Source organism: Variovorax sp. GW821-FHT09B05 (genome assembly GCF_059418265.1).
In genome coordinates this window covers 544,787-562,277 of sequence record NZ_JBWKPN010000004.1, presented here as the reverse complement: position 1 = coordinate 562,277, position 17,491 = coordinate 544,787, and the positions used below count along the sequence as shown (strand labels likewise).

Annotated in this window: 15 protein-coding genes; 7 read left to right on the top strand and 8 right to left on the bottom strand. The window is 71.1% G+C overall.

Annotated features, from left to right (window positions below):
• The 4 genes from pdxR to AC07RM_RS14280 all read left to right on the top strand — a co-directional run.
• Window positions 1–1,182, top strand: a 1,182-nt coding sequence (gene pdxR / locus AC07RM_RS14295; RefSeq protein ID WP_495334967.1) for a MocR-like pyridoxine biosynthesis transcription factor PdxR, incomplete at its 5' end; no start/stop codon positions are given.
• Window positions 1,183–1,295: 113 nt separating this feature from the next.
• On the top strand, window positions 1,296–2,045 hold the full coding sequence (locus AC07RM_RS14290) for an extensin-like domain-containing protein (protein ID WP_495334966.1): 750 nt from the start codon (window positions 1,296–1,298) through the stop codon (window positions 2,043–2,045).
• Window positions 2,046–2,067: 22 nt separating this feature from the next.
• Window positions 2,068–3,195 (top strand): hypothetical protein, encoded by a 1,128-nt coding sequence (locus tag AC07RM_RS14285; protein WP_495334965.1) that lies wholly within the window; start codon window positions 2,068–2,070, stop codon window positions 3,193–3,195.
• Window positions 3,192–3,701 carry an endonuclease V gene (locus AC07RM_RS14280; protein WP_495334964.1) on the top strand — a complete coding sequence of 170 codons (510 nt, stop codon included), beginning with the start codon at window positions 3,192–3,194 and terminating at the stop codon, window positions 3,699–3,701. Before AC07RM_RS14285 ends, AC07RM_RS14280 begins: the two co-directional genes overlap by 4 nt.
• Before the next feature lie 17 nt (window positions 3,702–3,718).
• Here AC07RM_RS14280 and AC07RM_RS14275 read toward each other — a convergent pair whose 3' ends face one another.
• Window positions 3,719–4,351, bottom strand: coding sequence for an ankyrin repeat domain-containing protein (locus AC07RM_RS14275; protein WP_495334963.1), 633 nt, complete (start codon window positions 4,349–4,351; stop codon window positions 3,719–3,721).
• 111 nt (window positions 4,352–4,462) lie between these two features.
• On the opposite strand from AC07RM_RS14275, the gene AC07RM_RS14270 reads away from it, so the two are divergent.
• Together AC07RM_RS14270 and AC07RM_RS14265 are read left to right on the top strand one after the other, a co-directional pair.
• Complete coding sequence (locus AC07RM_RS14270) at window positions 4,463–6,121, top strand: AAA family ATPase (protein ID WP_495334962.1); 1,659 nt, start codon at window positions 4,463–4,465, stop codon at window positions 6,119–6,121.
• Window positions 6,118–6,834, top strand: a complete 717-nt coding sequence (locus AC07RM_RS14265; RefSeq protein ID WP_495334961.1) for an alpha/beta hydrolase — start codon at window positions 6,118–6,120, stop codon at window positions 6,832–6,834. Before AC07RM_RS14270 ends, AC07RM_RS14265 begins: the two co-directional genes overlap by 4 nt.
• An 8-nt stretch (window positions 6,835–6,842) precedes the next feature.
• Here AC07RM_RS14265 and AC07RM_RS14260 read toward each other — a convergent pair whose 3' ends face one another.
• The 5 genes from AC07RM_RS14260 to AC07RM_RS14240 are packed head-to-tail and all read right to left on the bottom strand — an operon-like array spanning window position 6,843 to window position 12,653.
• Window positions 6,843–7,715, bottom strand: a complete 873-nt coding sequence (locus AC07RM_RS14260) for a phosphonopyruvate hydrolase (protein WP_495334960.1) — start codon at window positions 7,713–7,715, stop codon at window positions 6,843–6,845.
• Window positions 7,716–7,759: 44 nt separating this feature from the next.
• Window positions 7,760–9,004, bottom strand: a complete 1,245-nt coding sequence (locus AC07RM_RS14255; protein ID WP_495334958.1) for a pyridoxal phosphate-dependent aminotransferase — start codon at window positions 9,002–9,004, stop codon at window positions 7,760–7,762.
• Window positions 9,001–10,656 carry an ABC transporter permease gene (locus AC07RM_RS14250; protein ID WP_495334957.1) on the bottom strand — a complete coding sequence of 552 codons (1,656 nt, stop codon included), beginning with the start codon at window positions 10,654–10,656 and terminating at the stop codon, window positions 9,001–9,003. Before AC07RM_RS14250 ends, AC07RM_RS14255 begins: the two co-directional genes overlap by 4 nt.
• Window positions 10,656–11,720, bottom strand: coding sequence for an ABC transporter ATP-binding protein (locus AC07RM_RS14245; RefSeq protein WP_495334956.1), 1,065 nt, complete (start codon window positions 11,718–11,720; stop codon window positions 10,656–10,658). The genes AC07RM_RS14250 and AC07RM_RS14245 overlap by 1 nt, the downstream gene beginning before the upstream one ends.
• 30 nt (window positions 11,721–11,750) lie before the next feature.
• Window positions 11,751–12,653 carry an ABC transporter substrate-binding protein gene (locus AC07RM_RS14240; RefSeq protein ID WP_495334955.1) on the bottom strand — a complete coding sequence of 301 codons (903 nt, stop codon included), beginning with the start codon at window positions 12,651–12,653 and terminating at the stop codon, window positions 11,751–11,753.
• A gap of 185 nt (window positions 12,654–12,838) precedes the next feature.
• On the opposite strand from AC07RM_RS14240, the gene AC07RM_RS14235 reads away from it, so the two are divergent.
• The gene (locus AC07RM_RS14235; RefSeq protein WP_203206660.1) at window positions 12,839–13,732 is read left to right on the top strand and encodes a LysR family transcriptional regulator; all 894 of its coding nucleotides are present in this window, start codon (window positions 12,839–12,841) and stop codon (window positions 13,730–13,732) included.
• A 31-nt stretch (window positions 13,733–13,763) separates the two neighbouring features.
• On the opposite strand, the gene AC07RM_RS14230 is transcribed toward AC07RM_RS14235, so the two are convergent.
• Complete coding sequence (locus AC07RM_RS14230) at window positions 13,764–14,843, bottom strand: RNA methyltransferase (RefSeq protein WP_495334954.1); 1,080 nt, start codon at window positions 14,841–14,843, stop codon at window positions 13,764–13,766.
• 75 nt (window positions 14,844–14,918) lie between these two features.
• Complete coding sequence (locus tag AC07RM_RS14225; RefSeq protein WP_495334953.1) at window positions 14,919–17,447, bottom strand: excinuclease ABC subunit UvrA; 2,529 nt, start codon at window positions 17,445–17,447, stop codon at window positions 14,919–14,921.
• Between the last annotated feature and the right edge of the window lie 44 nt (window positions 17,448–17,491).

Below are 17,491 nucleotides of genomic sequence, written 5' to 3'. Positions count from 1 at the left end.
GGCTCCACCGCGCCGGCCCGCGCCGCGCCGGTGCGGCTGGCCCGGCGCGCCCAGGCGCTGGTCGACGATGCATCGGCCGCGGCGCGCCAGTGGGGCGCCTTCATGCCCGGCGTGCCCGACGTGACCCAGTTCCCGCACCGCGCCTTCGGCCGCATCGTCGCGCGCCTGTGGCGCGATCCCGCGCCCGAGCTGCTGACCTATTCGCATGGCGGCGGCCACCCGGCGCTGCGCGAGGCCGTGGCCGAGCACCTGCGCGTGGCGCGCGCGGTGCGCTGCGATGCCGACCAGGTGCTGATCACCGAGGGCGTGCACCAGGCCATCGACCTGTCGCTGCGCATGCTGGCCGACCCCAGCGACACCGTGTGGGTCGAGGAGCCCGGCTACTGGGGCTTCCACAAGCTGCTGCAGATGGGCGCCTGGCGCGTGCGGCCGCTGCGCGTGGAGGCCGAGGGCGACGGTCCCGGGGCCGGCTGGCCGCGCGGCGGCAGCGCGCCGCGGCTGATCTTCGTCACGCCCTCGCACCAGTACCCGCTGGGCTCGGTGATGAGCCTGGCGCGCCGGCGCGAGCTGCTCGACTTCGCGCGCCAGTCGGGCAGCTGGATCGTGGAGGACGACTACGACAGCGAGTTCCGCTTCGCGGGCCGGCCCATTCCCTCGATGCAGGGGCTCGAGGACGACAGCCCGGTGATCTACATCGGCACCTTCAGCAAGACGCTGTTTCCGGGCTTGCGCGTGGGCTACATGGTGCTGCCGCGCGCGCTGGCCGCGCATTTCCGCACCGCGCATGCCGACCTCTACCGCGAGGGCCACGCCATCACGCAGGTGGCGCTGGCCGAGCTGATCGGCCAGGGCCACTACGCCGCCCACATCCGCCGCATGCGCGTGCTCTATGCGCGCCGGCGCGCGCTGCTGGCCGGGCTGATCGCCGAGCACCTGGGCCCCGACCACCTGCATCCGCAGGCCAGCAATGCCGGGCTGCACCTGGTGCTGCGGCTGCCCGAGGACCGCGACGACGTGGCGATCATGGAAGCGGCGCAGGCGCGCGGCGTGCTCTCGCGGCCGCTGTCGCGCTACTACCGGCGCGGCGACGGGCGGCGCGGGCTGCTGCTGGGCTATGCCTGCGTGGAGGAGGCGAACATCGAGCCGGCGTTCCGCGTGTTGCTCGACTGCATCCGGCCTTGAGCGACGCCGGGCCGGTTCGCATCGGCCTACACGCGCTGGCCGATCATCCCGACAGCGCCGCGCGCGGCCTCGGGTCCCAATGAGGCTTTCGCCATTCACCGCCTTCGTCTCCCGTGCCCCTGCCGCCCGCGCAAGACCGACCCGCCCGCTTCGGACGCCGACTGGCCCTCGCGCTGGTCGTCGCCATCGCCGCCGGCGTGGTGGCCGTCTTCACGGGCGCCATCGAGGTGCCCGAGCGCCACGATCCCTGGGCGCCGCTCGACGTGACGGCCCCGCCCAACTGGCTCACTTCGTACAAGCTCGCCCGCGCACGCGGCGACCCGGTGCGCTGCCAGGCCGCGCTGGCCGACACCGGCATGCAGTACGAGCGCGTGCCCGACCGCGTCACGGGCCCGGGCTGCGGCTTCGAGAACGCGGTGCGCCTGCGCTCGGCCGGCGTGCGACTGGGCAGCGCGCCGACGCTGAGCTGCCCGATGGCGCTGTCCTTCTTCATGTGGGAGCACCATGCGCTGCAGCCCGCGGCCCTGCGGCACTTCGGCCAGCCGGTCGCCGCGGTCGATCACCTCGGCAGCTATGCCTGCCGCAACGTGAACCGCGGCGAAGGCGCGATGCCCGGCGCGCCACGCAGCCGGCACGCCACGGCCGATGCCTTCGACGTGGCCGGCTTCGTGCTCGCGGACGGACGCCGCATCAACGTGCGCAAGGACTGGCGCACCGACGCCACGAACCCTTCGGCCGCGCTGCTGAACGACGCCCACCTGGGCGCCTGCCGTTTCTTTCGCGGCGTGCTCGGGCCCGAGTACAACGCGGCGCACCGCGATCACTTCCATCTGGAGACGGGCGGGTTTCCGATGTGCCGCTGAGCCCGTCTGCTAGAAAGCCACCATGAGCGCTTCCCTCGCCGCGTCCCTTCTCGACCTTTTGCTGGGCCTGGAACTCGGCGCGCGCGGCGATGCCGATCCGAACCGCTTCGCGCTCGAGGGCGTGCGCTGGACCACGGGGCAGGACGGCACGCGCGAACTGCGGATCGCGCGGCTCGAAGCGACGGCCCTGCGGCTGGCCACGGGCGCGCTCGTGCTGGAGATCGAGCGCATCGCCGTGCACGAACTGGTCGCGCGCGTGCATGCCGAGAACGGCTTACTGCGCGTGGGCGCCATCGAAGCCCGCGACGCGGAGTTCTCGGGCTTGAAGCTGCACGGCCCGCTGGTACTGCCACGGCCCTTCCGCCAGCTGTGGGAGGCCACCCATCCCGCCGACGGCACCGCGATACCGCCGCCGGCCGACGCCTGGCAGCTCGGCCCGCTCGGCGAGATCGACGGCACCGTTCGTGGCCGCATCACCGACGCGCACCTGCTGTTCGATGCCGACGTGACCGTGCCGATCCGCCATGGGCTGATCGACTTCAACGATGCCACCGTCGAGCACGTGGGCCCCGACTCGCGCATGGGCGTGAGCCCGCTCGGCTTCTACGTCGATGCGCCGAACGGCCGCAGCTACCTCTACCAGTTCGCGTCGGCGCCGCTCGCGGGCGTGGAGTTCGAGCGCCGCAAGAGCCTGATCGGCCCGTGGATCTCCGAGCGCGGCAAGCTGCGGCTTCCGCCCTTCGCCGAATCGATGCTGCGCCAGGGGCTCGGCACGCAGGCCCAGGGGCTGACCGCGCAGGCGCGCACGTTGCTGGGGCGCACGGCCTTGTCGGGCGAACTGCGCCTGGGCGACGGACTGCTCGCGCTGCCCGGCCTGCAGGTGTCGATGGACGGGCACGAGCAAGGCCTCAACACGATCGTGCTGCGCTCGGAATCGGTGGGGCGCGGGCTGGGCGCGGAGATTGCGGCGCTGTCCGCGCACGAGATCGCGGCGAGCTGGGGCGGCGCGCAACTCGCCGGCGAGGCCATGACGGCGAAGCTCGGCGTGCAGATCGTCGTCGAGGGCGACACCCTGCGCTTCGTGCTCGCGGTCGCGAACGGCCGCATCACCGCACCCCGCATCGGCTTCGCGGCCGGCGAGCCCGCGTGATCCTCGCCGTCGATGTCGCCTACGCCGAGTCGGGCGGCGCCATGGCCGCCGGGCTGCTGCTCGCGGACTGGCATGACACCGCGCCCGTGCGCGAGATCCTGGTGCCGGTGCCGCAGGTCGAGGACTATGTGCCCGGCGCGTTCTACCGCCGCGAGCTGCCCTGCATCGAGGCCGTGCTCGCGCAGGTCGCCGAGCCGCTCGCCTGTATCGTCATCGACGGCTACGTGACGCTGGGCACGCCGCCGCGCGACGGCCTCGGCGCGGTGCTCTGGGACAAGCTCGGCCGCACGACCCCGGTGATCGGCGTCGCGAAGACGAGGTTCGCGGGGGCGCCGCCCGAGACCGAACTGCTGCGCGGCGACAGCGCGCGCCCGCTCTTCGTGACGGCCGCGGGCATGCCGCTCGAGCAGGCCAGGTCGCACATCCGCGCGATGGCCGGTGCGTACCGGCTGCCCGAGATGCTCAGGCGGGTCGATGGCCTGTCGCGCCAGCGCGCGCAGGTCTAGCCGACGCTTGCGTGGATCTATGCGGGACGCGATCGCTTCGATTGCTCGAGCCGCGCGATGAGCTCCTTCGGCAGACGCCGCGCCCGCGCGATGTCGACCGCATCGCGCCCCTGCGCGTCGGCCACGGAAGCATCGGCACCGGCCGCGATCAACAGCGCCAGGGTCTCGAGCCGCTGCAGCCGGGCCGCATAGAAGAGCGGCGTTTCGCCGTGCGCGCGCAGGTTCAGCGCGGGCTTGTTCGCGAGCAGCACGCGGCACATCGCCGCGTCGTCGCGCCACACCGCGGCCCACAGCGACCCGCTCGTGTTCGCGCCGCGCTTGGCGAGGAACTTCACCAGCGGCAGGTTCTCGCCGCGCGCCACCGCGTACCAGATCGGCGTGGCGCGGAAGTCGCCCTCGTCCTCGTCCATGGGCACCTCGGCCTCGAGGTCGGCACCCGCATCGAGCAGCGCGGTCACGGTCCTGATCCCGTGGGGTTCCGCGAGCTGCGCGCCCTCGGCCTTCACCGTGCAGGCCAGATGGATCGCCGCGCGGCCGCGCGGATCGGTGGCGCCGACCAGCGCCGGCGCCCGGGCCAGCTGGGCCTGGACCGAGGCCGCGTCCCAGGCCTTCGCGGCGGTGAACAGCGAGGTCTTCGAGGGCGAGGGCATGGGCGCTTTCCTTCCTTGTCTGCGTCGGGCCATCTTCCCACGGGCTTGACCCAGGTCAATCGCCGGGCGCCCGCGCCGGGCTAGCATGGACAGGCGACACGAGGAGACGCCGTGGAACTCGAGATACCGGAGATGCTGGCCGCCGTCCTGCGCAGCCAGGTCGGCGCGCAGTCGCCGCTGGGCCTCCAGCTGGGCGGCCAGGGGGCCTGCAGCGGCATACGCGTCGTGTCGAGCCGCCACTTCGACGGCCGCTCGCTCAACCTGCTCTACCAGCTGAGCCTCGGCAAGGGCGCGCGCGACCTGGTGTTCCAGCTGCTTGCGCTCGACAACCTCAACGGCGAATCGCAGCTGCAGCCGATCGCGAACCTCGAGGCGATGGTGCCGGCACTGACCGAATGGCTGGCGCGCGACGCCATCGACGGCTGGCTCTACCAGCGCGGCAAGGACGGCGTGCTGCTGCCCTGGCTGGTCCACACGGTGCGGCTGGTGAAGCCCACCGAGGGCAATGCCTACGTGCTCGTGGGCCTGCTCGCCAACACCTTGCAGGCCGCCGGCCGCGAGCCGCCCTCCGAGCCCCGGCTGCGCTTCGCGGGCATGACCTGGGGCCTGAGCTTCTACGAGGAGCAGTTGCCGCAGCGCACGCTGGCCGACCTGTTCGCCGACCACGGCTTTCACAAGGAGTGCGCGGAGTTCAAGCGCGAGTACGAGATGCAGCTCGAGCGCTTCGGCAAGCTGCAACCGCAGCACGGAGCGCAGTTCACCGTCGGCGGCAGCGTGTGGACCGCGGGCGAGGGCCCGCGCGCGGCGCTCGAGTGCCACCGGCTGCCCGAGGCCGCCGCCGTGCGCTGCGTGAACGACGAGGAGCTGCTGCGCCGCCGCTTCGACCTGGCGGCCGATCCGCACCACTGGCGCGAGAGCGGCATCGCCCAGGGCTTCGACCGCATCCCCCAGCACTGCTACCTGCACCTGTTCCACCTCGACTGGCACCGCAACATCTGGGTCCATGCCCAGCATGTGCAGGAGTACCGGTACCAGCCCGGCCTGCGCGAGCGGCTGGTGCTGCCGCAGGCGCACCGCGACCTGATCGACATCCTCACGGCCGACCGCAATTTCCTGGTCGAGGACGTGGTGCCCGGCAAGTCGGGCGGCACCACCATCCTGTGCAAGGGCGCGCCCGGCCTGGGCAAGACGCTGACCGCCGAGGTCTATGCGGAGGTGGTCGGCAAGCCGCTGTACCGCGTGCATTCGGGCCAGCTCGGCGTGACGGCGAGCTCGGTGGAGACCAGCCTCACGCGCATCCTGCAGCGCGCTGCGCGCTGGGGTTGCGTGCTGCTGCTCGACGAGGCCGACGTCTACATCCGGCGCCGCGACAACGACCTGCAGCACAACGCCATCGTGGCCGAGTTCCTGCGCACGCTCGAGTACTTCAGCGGCCTGCTGTTCATGACCACCAACCGCGTCGGCGACATCGACGAGGCCATCCTCTCGCGCTGCATCGCGGTGATCGACTACCAGCCGCCCGGGCCCGACGATGCGCGGCGCCTGTGGGCCACGCTGTCGGCCCAGCTCGGCGTGGAACTGCCCGCGGCCGTGATCGACCGGCTGGTGGTCGACTACGCCGGCGCCAGCGGCCGCGACATCAAGGAACTGCTCAAGCTCACGAGCAAGTACTGCCGGCGCAAGGAACTGCCGCTGTCGACGCAGTCCTTCGCGCAGTGCGCGGTGTTCCGCGGCATCGCGCCCGCCGCATCGCCCGGAGCCACCGCATGATCGACCCCACCCTGTTCGGCGGCGCGCTCACGGGCCGCATGGCCTTCCGGCCCGGTGCCGCGCCCCTGTACGAGCCGCTGCCGCCCGGGCGCCACGACCTGGGCTTCGACGAGGGCCGCGATGCGGTGCTGGTGGTGCCCGAGGGCCTGCCCGCCGATGCGCCGCTGCCCCTGCTCGTGATGTTCCATGGCGCGGGCGGCGAGGCCAACCGCGTGCTGCCGCACTTCGTCGCCCATGCGCGTTCGCGCGGCTTCCTGCTGCTGGCGCCGCAGTCGATGTACGCCACCTGGGACATCGTGGTCGGCGGCCATGGCCCCGACCTCGAGCGGCTCGACAACGCACTGGCCACCGTGTCGCGGCATTTCTGGCTCGACCCCGCGCGGCTCGCGCTCGCGGGCTTCTCCGACGGCGGCAGCTACGCGCTGTCGCTGGGCCTCACCAACGGCGACGTGGCGAGCCACGTGATCGGCCTGTCGGCCGGCTTCATGAACAGCTTCGCGCAGGCCGGCACGCCGCGCTTCTTTCTCGCGCACGGGCGCTCGGACAGCCAGTTGCCGATCGAGACCAGCGCCCATCCGCATGCCCGGCGGCTGCTCGAGAGCGGGCACGACCTCACGCTGCAGCCCTTCGATGGGGACCATGTGATCGTGCCCTGGGTGGTGGGGCGGGCGGTGGCCTTCTTCCTGGGGGACGAGGCGGCGAAGCCGGGCTGAGCGCACGGCTACTTCAGATAGCGGGCCTCGACGGCGCGCATGCGTTCGTCGCCCTGCAGCTCGATGATCTCCTTGACGGACGGAAGCGCCGCATCCACCTCGCGGATGCCGCCGTCTCTGCGGATCCGGGCGAACACCTCGCGCACGGCACCGACAGCCGCGCGGATGGCGTGGTTGCCGTAGATGACGATGCCGACCTTCGAGAGCGCGGCGATGTCGGCCTCGGTCAGTTGTGGATAGGCGGTCGGCACCAGCACCAGCGGCACCTTGCCGGGCCAGGACTTCACGAAGGCCAGGATCTCGTCGGGCGTCTTCTGCCTGGAATGGATCAGTATCGCGTCGGCGCCGGCCTCCTCGTAGGCCTGGCCGCGCCGCACGGCTTCCTGCTGGCCCAGGCCGGCGATCAGCGCTTCCACGCGCGCGATCACCACGAAGTCCTTGTCGGCGCGGGCAGCGGTCGCCGCCGCGATCTTGCCCTGGAACTCCTCTAGGCGGACCAGCTCCTGCCGGCCATCGGTCCTCAGGCTGGTGTCCTTGGGAAAGGTCTTGTCCTCCATCACGATGGCCGACGCGCCGGCCGCTTCGTACTGCGGCACGACGTAGTGGACGTTCACCGCGTTGCCGAAGCCGGTGTCGATGTCGGCGATCAACGGGATGGACACGGTGGAAGCGATGGCGCGCATCATCTCCAGGTGCGTGGACATCGACAGGATGTTGGCGTCGGGCACGGCATAGCTGGCCGACAGCTCGAAGCCGCTGCCCCAGATGCCGCCGAAGCCGGCCTGCTCGGCCAGCTTCGCCACCAGGGGATTGTGGGCGGCCATGGCGGTGAACAGCCGGCCGCTGTCGAGGGCTGCGCGCAGCGCTTGATTCTTGGTCATTGAAGTTTCTGTGGATGGATGAACGAAGTGATGTGGAGCGCCGCTCAGCCGAGCCGCGCGCAGGCCGCGGCGATCCGCGCCATGGCCTCTTCGAGCTCCGCGTCCGAGGCCGCATAGGAGACGCGGAAATGGCCCGGCAGCTCGAACGCGGAGCCGGGAACGATCGCCACCCCCGCCTCGCGCAGCAGGTACAGCGCGAGGTCGGCATCCGTCGCGATCAGGTGGCCCGCGGGGTCGCGCCGCCCCAGCAGTCCCTGGCAGCCCGGGAAGGCGTAGAAGGCGCCGGGCGGCAGGTCGCAGGCGATGCCTTCGATGCGGTTGAGCTGGCCGACCACGCTGTCGCGGCGCCGCCGGAAGGCCTCGACGAACTGGGGAAGAAAGTCCATCGGGCCGTCGAGCGCGGCGACGGCGGCGGCCTGGCTGATCGAACTGGTGTGCGAGGTGGACTGCGACTGGACCAGGTTCATGGCCTTGATCAGTTCGAGCGGCCCGGCGCCGAAGCCCACGCGCCAGCCGGTCATGGCATAGGCCTTGGACACGCCGTTGATGGTCAGCGTGCGCGACGCGAGCGCGGGCATCACGGCGGCCGGCGTGGCGAAGGGGTCGGTCTGGTAGCGGATCTTCTCGTAGATGTCGTCCGCCATCACCCAGACCCGCGGATGGCGCAGCAGCACCGCGCCGAGTGCGGCCAGTTCGTCGTGCGAATAGACCGCGCCGCTGGGATTCGACGGCGAGTTGAGCATCAGCCACTTGGTGCGCGGCGTGATGGCTTCCTCCAGCTGTCGCGGCGTGAGCTTGAAGCCGCTCGCGGCGCCGCAGCGGACGATCACGGGCGTGCCGCCGGCCAGCAGCACCATCTCGGGGTAGGACACCCAGGCCGGCGTCGGCACCACCACCTCGTCGCCCGGATCGATGGTGGCCTGCAGCGCGTTGTAGAGGATTTGCTTGGCACCGCAGCCGACCTGGATCTGCTCGGGGTCGAAGCGCAGCCCGTGGTCGCGCTCGAACTTGCGCACCACCGCCTCGCGCAATGCGAAAGTTCCGGCCACGTCGGTATAGCGCGACTCGCCGCGGTCGATGGCCTGCTTGCCGGCCTCGCGCACATGGTCGGGCGTCGGGAAATCGGGCTCGCCCTGGCTCAGCGCGATGACGTTGCGGCCCTCGCGCTTGAGCTGGTTGGCCAGCCGCGTCATCTCCTTCGTGGCCGAGGGCTTGGCGCCGAGCACGCGCCCGGCCAGGAACGGATGGGATTTGCGCGAGGATGTTGTTGTTGTCGTGGCTGTCGTCATTCGATGGTTCCTACTCTCAGCTTGAAGATCCAGCGCGCCAGCGCCAGGGGGATGAAGATGGTCAGCAGCAGCACCAGGCTGTAGGCGCAGGCCAGTGCCAGCCGCCCGCTGTCGATCTGCTGGAAGATCTCGATCGGCATGGTGTTCATGCCGCCGAAGTACAGGACGACCGTGGCCGACAGCTCCGACAGGGTCGTGACCCACATCAGCACGGCGGCGGCGACGACCGACGGGCCGATCACCGGAAGCACCACGCGCACGAAGCTGCGCAGCGGGCTCACGCCCAGGCTCATGGAGGCCTCCTCGATCGAATCGCGCAGGTTGTGCAGCGGGCCGGCGGCGGCGCGCACGCTGGTGGGCATGCGCCGGAGGAAGTAGGCCAGCGCCATCACCACCCAGCTGCCCGTGAGCACCAGCCAGCCGCTGTTGAACGCGTTGATGAGCGCGATGCCCAGCACGGTGCCCGCGATGGTCAGCGGCAGCATCACCAGCACGTCGAGCACATGGGTGAGCCACGAGCGCCGCTTGACGATCAGGTAGGCCGACACGACCGAGAAAACGACACCCGCCACGGTGGCGATCGAGGCCAGGAACAGCGAGTTGTACAAGGGCTCCGGCGCGCGGAACAGCGCATGCTGCAGATGGGCCAGCGTGAAGCTGCCGTAGCGCAGCACCGGCCCCACGGACGGCGTGAACGCGGTGACGACCACCACCACGGCCGGCAGCAGCGACAGCAGCACCACGCCGAGCACGGCACCACTGGCCAGCACCGCGCGCCAGCCGTGGATCGCCAGCACCGCCGGGCTGCGGCCCGCTTCCATCTGGAACTGGCGCTTCTCGATCACCAGTTTCTGGACCAGCAGCAGACCCGCGCCCAGCAGCACCAGCAGCGACGCCATCGTCGTCTGCATCTGCGGGTTACCGCCCATCTCGCTGACGAACTCGTTGTAGGCCTTCACCGCCAGCACCGGCGTGCGTGCGCCCAGGATGGCCGGCACGCCGAAGCTGCCGATCACGTGGGTGAAGACGATGAGCGCGCCGGCGAACAGCGAGGGCAGCAGCAGCGGCAGGGTCACGCCACCCAGCACGCGGCCGATCGGCCGGCCCAGGCTCAGCGCGGCCTCCTCCAGGTTGCGGTCCATCGACTTCAGGCCGACGAGGACGGCGACGAAGGCGTACACGTAGTTGTTGAGGGTCATCACGTAGACCATGCCCCACCACGAATAGAGCGACGGCAACTCGATGCCCCAGGGTGCCAGCGCCATGTTGACGAGGCCCTGCTTGCCCAGGATCAGCACCCAGGCCGCGGCCACGACGACGTCGGGGACCACCAGCGTCACCAGCGGCAACGCGGTGACGATGCCGGCCAGCGGAAACCTGCAGCGCGCGACGACCACGGCCAGGCCGCCGCCCACGAGCATCGAGGTGATCGTGACCGCCAGCCCGAGGATCAGCGTGTTGAAGAAGACCTCGCGGTACGAGGCCTCGGCGAAGAAGCGCAGGTAGCCGCCGAAGCTCGGCTGTCCGTCGGGGCCCGTGAAGGACTTGCCGATCATCCCCGCCAGCGGCAGGACCAGGAACACGCCCAGCACGCCGATGGCGCACAGCGCCAGCACCAGCCAGGCGGGATCGCGTCGCAGCGCGCGGGACATCATGCGGCCTGCACGATGTGCGCGTCGACGGGCAGTGCCAGCACGACGGCGTCGTCGCGCGAGCGGCTCTGGTCCTGCTGGCGCGTGCGCACCTCGACCCGGAGCACGCCGGCGCTGGTGCGCACCCGGTAGCCCGTGAGGCCGCCGCGGAATTCGACATGCTCGATCACGCCGCGCAGATGGCCGTCGGCCGTCGCATCGGCGTCGGCGAAGACCAGCTCCTCGCTGCGCACCGCCAGCACCGCGCCGGGGCGCAACGGCACCGCGCTGTCGGTCAGGATGACGCCGGCCGGCGTGCCCAGGCGGCGCAGCCCGTTGGCGGCCGCGGGCAGTTCCTCGTCGATGGCGATGAGGTTGGCTCCCCCGACGAAGTCGGCGGCGAAGGCGGTGCCGGGCCGGGCGTAGATCTCGCGCGGCGGGCCGATCTGGACGATGCGCCCGCGGTCCATCACGGCAATCAGGTCGGACAGCGCCAGCGCTTCTTCCTGGTCGTGCGTGACGAAGACGGTCGTGATGCCCGCCTCGGTCTGCAGCTCGCGCACCAGGCTGCGCAGCTCGACGCGCAGCTTGACGTCCAGCGCCGACAGCGGCTCGTCCAGCAGCAGCAGCCGGGGCTCGATCACCAGCGCGCGCGCCATCGCGACGCGCTGCCGCTGGCCGCCGGACAGGGCCGCGGGCGAGCGGTCGGCCAGCGCCTTCAGCCCCACGCGCGCGAGCATGGCCAGCGCGCGTTGCTCCGCGGCGGCGCGGTCGACGCCGCGCGCGGCGAGTCCGTAGACGACGTTGGCGAGGACCGAGCGGTCGGGGAACAGCGCGTAGTCCTGGAACACCATGCCGACCCCGCGGCGATGCACCGGCACGTGGGTCACGTCCTCCTCGCCGAACCGGATGCGCCCGGCGTCCGGCCGCACGAACCCGCCCAGCATGCGCAACAGCGTGGTCTTGCCGCAGCCCGAAGGCCCCAGCAGCGTGAAGAACGACCCGCTCGGGATGGCGAGATCGAGCCCGTCGAACAGGGCCTGGCCGCCATAGCTCTGGGCGATGGCTTCGAATGAGACTTGCATCGGTGGCTTTCCGTTGGCCTGGTGTGCCGGTCAGCGCGCGTTGACGCTCTGGCGCCACTGCGCGATGAATGCCGCGCGCTCCGTGCCCATCCGGGCATCGTCGAGCGCCACGACCTTGATGCTCGACAGCGCGGGCAATTCCGCCAGCCTGCTCACGTCGATGTCGGTGCGCAGCGGACGGCGGTAGGCGCTCTTGAAGACCTCGGTCTGCGTCTTGCCGGCGGCCAGGAATTCATAGAGCCGGCGGGCCTCCTGCGGATGCTTCGCGCCCTTGATCAGGGCCATGCCTTCGGGCGAGAGAAAGGTGCCCTCGGCCGGATAGACCAGCTTGATCTCCTTGAGTCCGCCGGCCACGTACTCGTAGGCGGCGTACTCCATCGTCACCGCGACCGCGAACTCGCCCTTGGCAACGCCTTCGTAGGCGGCGGAGGTGGTGCCGACGATCACGGCATTGCGCGCGACCTTGGCGAGAACCTCGTTGCCCAGCAGTTGCTGCAATCCATACAGCGCGACGAACGAGGCGCTGCTGCGCTCCGGATCGGGAATGACGATCCTGCCCTTCCACTTCGGATCGGCCAGGTCGGCCCACCCCCGCGGCGGCTGGCCGCCCGGCGTCTGGCGCAGGTTCGCCATCAGCACGGTCACGTGGACGTTGGTGCCCAGCCAGAGGCCGTTCGGTCCGCGGTAGGCCGGCGGTATGGCCGCAGCCTGCGCGGATTCGTGAGGCTGGAACTGGTCACGGAATTCGCCGATGGTCGACAGGCCGCCCGACCAGAAGATGTCGCCCAGCGGGTTGGCGGCCTCGGCCTTGATGCGCTGCATCAGCGCCCCGGTGCCGGCGCGCACCACGGACACCTTGATGTCGGGATTCTGCTTGGTGAACTGGTCGACGACCTGGTTCACCGTCTCCACGTTGTTGGAGGAATACAGCACGACCTCGCCCGCGCAGGCCTGCGCCAGCCGTCCTGCGAAAATGAGGAAAAGACATAGTTTTGGCAGCAGCCGAAGCATCTGATTCCGCCCTTTCGAGGCACTGTTGGTGACAGAATGAATGCTATCGACCGCCAAATTTCGATCAACCGAGGTTCTGTGACAGTATTCCCCGCCGTGGTTTCACAATGAGTTTTGATCATGAAAGAGCGGCCGAAGTACCGCTGACACCGCTGCGCGCCTTCGTGGCGGTCGGCCGGCATGGCAACTTCACGCGGGCCGGCGCGGCATTGGGCGTCACCCAGGGCGCGGTGAGCCGCCACATCGCCTCGCTCGAAGCATTCGCGGGCGGACGGCTGTTCCACCGCCGGGGCTCGACCGTCGAATTCACGCCCAGCGGCCTGCAGCTCTTCGAGGCGGTCAAGGACGCCATGTCGACCATCGAGATGACGATGCAGCTGCTGGCGCAACGTGGCCGCAAGCACGACCGGCTGAAGGTGCGCACCTCGATGCCGAGCTTCGCGATGACGGTGGTGGTGCCCGCGCTCGGCGCCTACACCGCGCAGCATGGCGTGCAGATCGACCTGATCACCTCGCTGGCGCCGCCCGAGCCGTCCGACGACTTCGACGTGCTCATCACCCGCGACCTGAGCGTGCCGGGAACGGAGAGCTGGGAGCTGATGCGCGAGGAACTGGTCTGCGTCGCGTCGCCGTCCCTGCTGGAGAAGCACCGCGCGCGATCGAAGAGCGGTTGGCCCCTGGTGGCGGCGCGCTCACGGCCCGACGTCATCGCGACCTGGGCCATCGCCGCGGGCATCGCGACCGAGAGCCTCTATGTGGTCGCCACCTACGACCATCTCTTCCTGGCAATCACGGCGGCCATCGGCGGCACCGGCTTCCTGGTGGTGCCGAAGCTGCTGGTGCTGGATCCGCTGCGCGACGGCACGCTGGTGCTGGCCGACGGGCAGAGCATCGGCTCCGGTGCGAGCTACCTGGCCTACGTCAGCACGCACAGCGCGCATGCCCAGAGCGCGGGCGACTTCTGCCGCTGGCTCAAGGGCATGCTTCGCGAGCGCATGTGAGCGCCGACGGCGCCGGGCTTGCGCGTCGCGCCTAGTCTTCAGGTCGGCTCGACGGCCGGCGCACGATGGACGCCGCATCCACGGTCACGGGCCGGGCCTGCCCCGCCACGCCGGCGCCCGTCGCGCGTGCGCGCAACTGCCCACAGCCTCCATCCACGTCCTGCCCCGCCGAATTGCGCAGCTTGGTCAGGATGCCGCGCTCGTGCAGGGTGCGTGCGATCTGCTGGCAGCGCGCCCAGGCCGGGCGCTGGAAGTCCACGCCGTCGACCGCGTTGAACGGGATCATGTTGAGCACGCCGTACTTGCCCGACAGCAGCCGCACCAGCCCCTCGATCTCTTCCTCGCTGTCGTTGATGCCCTCGAGCAGCGTCCACTGGTACTGGATCGGATAGCCGGTGGTGCGCGCATAGCGCTCGCCGGCCTCGACCAGTTCCTCGGGCGTGAGCCGCGGCGCGCGCGGCAGCAGCCTGCGGCGCAGTTCGTCGCGCGTGGTGTGCAGCGACAGTGCGAGCGCGGGCCGCACGCGTTCCTGCAGCAGCCGCTCGAACACGCGCGGATCGCCGACGGTGGAGAACACCAGGTTCTTGTGGCCGATGTTGCCGACCGTGCCGAGCAGCTCGATCGCCTCCATCACGTTGTCGAGGTTGTGGGCCGGCTCGCCCATGCCCATGAACACCACCTTGCGCACCGGCCGGCGCATGCGCGCGAGCGCCACCTGGGCAATGATCTCGGCGCTGCCGACCTGGCGCAGCAGGCCTTCGCGCCCGGTCATGCAGAACTGGCAGCCGACCGCGCAGCCCACTTGCGAGGACACGCACAGGCCGTCGCGCGGCAGCAGCACGCTCTCGACGGTCTGGCCGTCGGCAAGGGCCACCAGCAGCCGCTCCGAACCATCGGCGCCCGGATGCACCGCATGCACGCGCGCGAGGCCCGCGAGCTCGGCCTCGATGGCCGGCAGCTCGGCCATCAACCCGGCCGGAAAGAAGCTGTGCGGCAGCCGCCGGCCGCTGTCGCGCGGCAGCGCATGGGACCACAGCCGCAGCACGCGCTGCTCATGGCTGGGGCCCGCGCCTGCTTCGCGCAGTCGGCGTCGGATGTCGTGGATTCGCATGGGGCTGGAACGGGAGGCGGCGCGCGCGGCGGCGCGGATCGGGGGCCCAGATTGTGCACCCGGGCCGCGCCCGGCTCAGCCCCACTGCCGCGCGAGGTACTTCGCCGTGGGCGTGCCGGCCTTCGCGACCTCGCGCGGCGTGCCCGCCGCCACCACGCGCCCGCCCTCGCCGCCCGCGCCCGGGCCCATGTCGATGACCCAGTCGCAGCGCGCCACCACGCGCATCTCGTGCTCGACCAGCACCACCGTGTTGCCCGCGTCGACCAGCTCGTCGAGCTGCGCCATCAGCCGGTCCACGTCCGACGGATGCAGCCCGGTCGTCGGCTCGTCGAGCACGTAGAGCGCGTCGCCGCGCTGCGCGCGCTGCAGCTCGGTCGCGAGCTTGATGCGCTGGGCCTCGCCGCCCGACAGCTCGGTGGCCGGCTGCCCCAGGCGCAGGTAGCCCAGGCCGATCGCCGCGAGCAGGCGCAGCGGCCGCTCGATGGGTGCGTCGTCCACGAAGAAGGCATGCGCCTCGTCCACCGTCATCGCGAGCACGTCGGCGATGCTCTTGTCGCGCAGCCGCACCTTCAGCGTTGCCGCGTCGAAGCGCGAACCGCCGCATGTCGGGCACGGCGCGTAGACGCTGGGCATGAACAGCAGCTCGACGCTGACGAAGCCCTCGCCCTCGCAGGTCGGGCAGCGGCCCTTGGCGACGTTGAACGAGAACTGGCCGGCATCGAAGCGGCGCGCCTTCGCGGCGCGGGTCTGAGCGAACAGCTTGCGCACATGGTCGAACAGCCCGGTGTAGGTCGCGAGGTTGGAACGCGGCGTGCGGCCGATCGGCTTCTGGTCGACCCGCACCAGCCGCCGGATCCGGTCCAGGCCCTCGACGATGCGGCCGTGCGTCTCCTGGGCCAGCGAGGGCTCGCCCTCGCCCGGCTCGTCGTCGGCCGGCGCCTCGTGGCCCAGGTGGGCCGCCACCAGCTGCACCAGCGCCTGGCTCACGAGGCTGGACTTGCCCGATCCCGAGACGCCGGTGACCGCGGTCATCGCGCCGATCGGAAAAGCCGCGTCGACCGCCTCGAGGTTGTTGCGCGTGACGCCTTCGAGCCGCAGCCAGCCCTGCGCCGAACGCGGCGGCCGGCCCGCATCGCCGGCCGCCTCGGGCGCGAACAGGTAGGCGGCCGTGCGGGAAGCCGCCACTTCGCGCAACCCGGCGGGCGGCCCGCTGTAGAGCACCTCGCCGCCCTTCTCGCCCGCGCCGGGCCCGACATCGACCAGCCAGTCGGCGCGTCGCATCAGGTCCAGGTCGTGCTCGACCACGAACAGCGAGTTGCCCGCGCGCTTGAGCGCATCGAGCGCATCGACCAGCGCCTCGGCGTCGGCCGGGTGCAGGCCGGCCGAGGGCTCGTCGAGCACGTAGACCACGCCGAACAGCTTGGAGCGGATCTGCGTCGCGAGCCGCAGCCGCTGCAGTTCGCCCGGCGACAGCGTGGGCGTTGCGCGATCGAGCGAGAGATAACCCAGCCCGAGGCCGAGCAGCGTGTCGAGCCGCGCCAGCGCGTCCTGCGCGATGCGCTGCGCCACGATGCGTTTCTCGGCCGACGGCGCCACCTTGCCATGCGCCTCGCCACGCGCGGCCGGCCGCAGCACCTGCGCCAGCGCGCCCAGCGTCAGGTGCGAGATCTGTCCGATGTCGAGCCCCGCGAAACGCACCGACAACGCCTCGGCCTTGAGCCGCTTGCCCTGGCAGGCCGGACACGACGCGCCCGACATGAAGCGCGAGACGCGGTTCTTCATCAGCGTGCTCTGCGTGGTGGCGAAGGTGTGGAGCACGTACTTGCGCGCGCCCATGAAGGTGCCCTGGTAGCTGGGCTCGAGCTTGCGGCGCAGCGCGGCGCGCGTCTCTGCCGGCGTGAAGCCCGCGTAGACCGGCACCGCCGGCTGCTCCTCGGTGAACAGGATCCAGTCGCGCGTCTTCTTCGGCAGCGCGCGCCACGGCGTGTCGACATCGATGCCCAGCGTGACGAGGATGTCGCGCAGGTTCTGCCCCTGCCAGGCCGAGGGCCAGGCGGCCACCGCGCGCTCGCGGATCGTGAGGCTGTCGTCGGGCACCATCGCGCGCTCGGTCACCTCGAACACCCGGCCCAGCCCGTGGCAGACGGGACAGGCACCCTGCGGCGTGTTGGGCGAGAAATCCTCCGCGTGCAGCATCGCCTGGCGCGCCGGGTAGTCGCCCGCGCGCGAATAGAGCATGCGCAACAGGTTCGACAGCGTGGTCACGCTGCCCACCGAGGAGCGCGTGCCCGGCGTGCCGCGCTGCTGCTGCAAGGCCACCGCCGGCGGCAGCCCGTCGATGGCATCGACCGCCGGCACGCCGACCTGGTCGATCAGCCGTCGCGCATAGGGCGCCACCGATTCGAGGTAACGCCGCTGCGCCTCGGCATACAGCGTGCCGAAGGCCAGCGAGGACTTGCCGGAACCCGAGATGCCGCTGAAGACCACGAGGGCATCGCGCGGGATGTCGACGTCGACGTTGCGCAGGTTGTGCTCGCGCGCGCCGCGCACGGAGACGAAACGGTGGGAGGCCGGATCGGACAAGGCTTTGGGTTGTTGGGGCATGGTGTTCGCAGGGACTGGCGCCGCAGGCCGATATTGATGGCAGA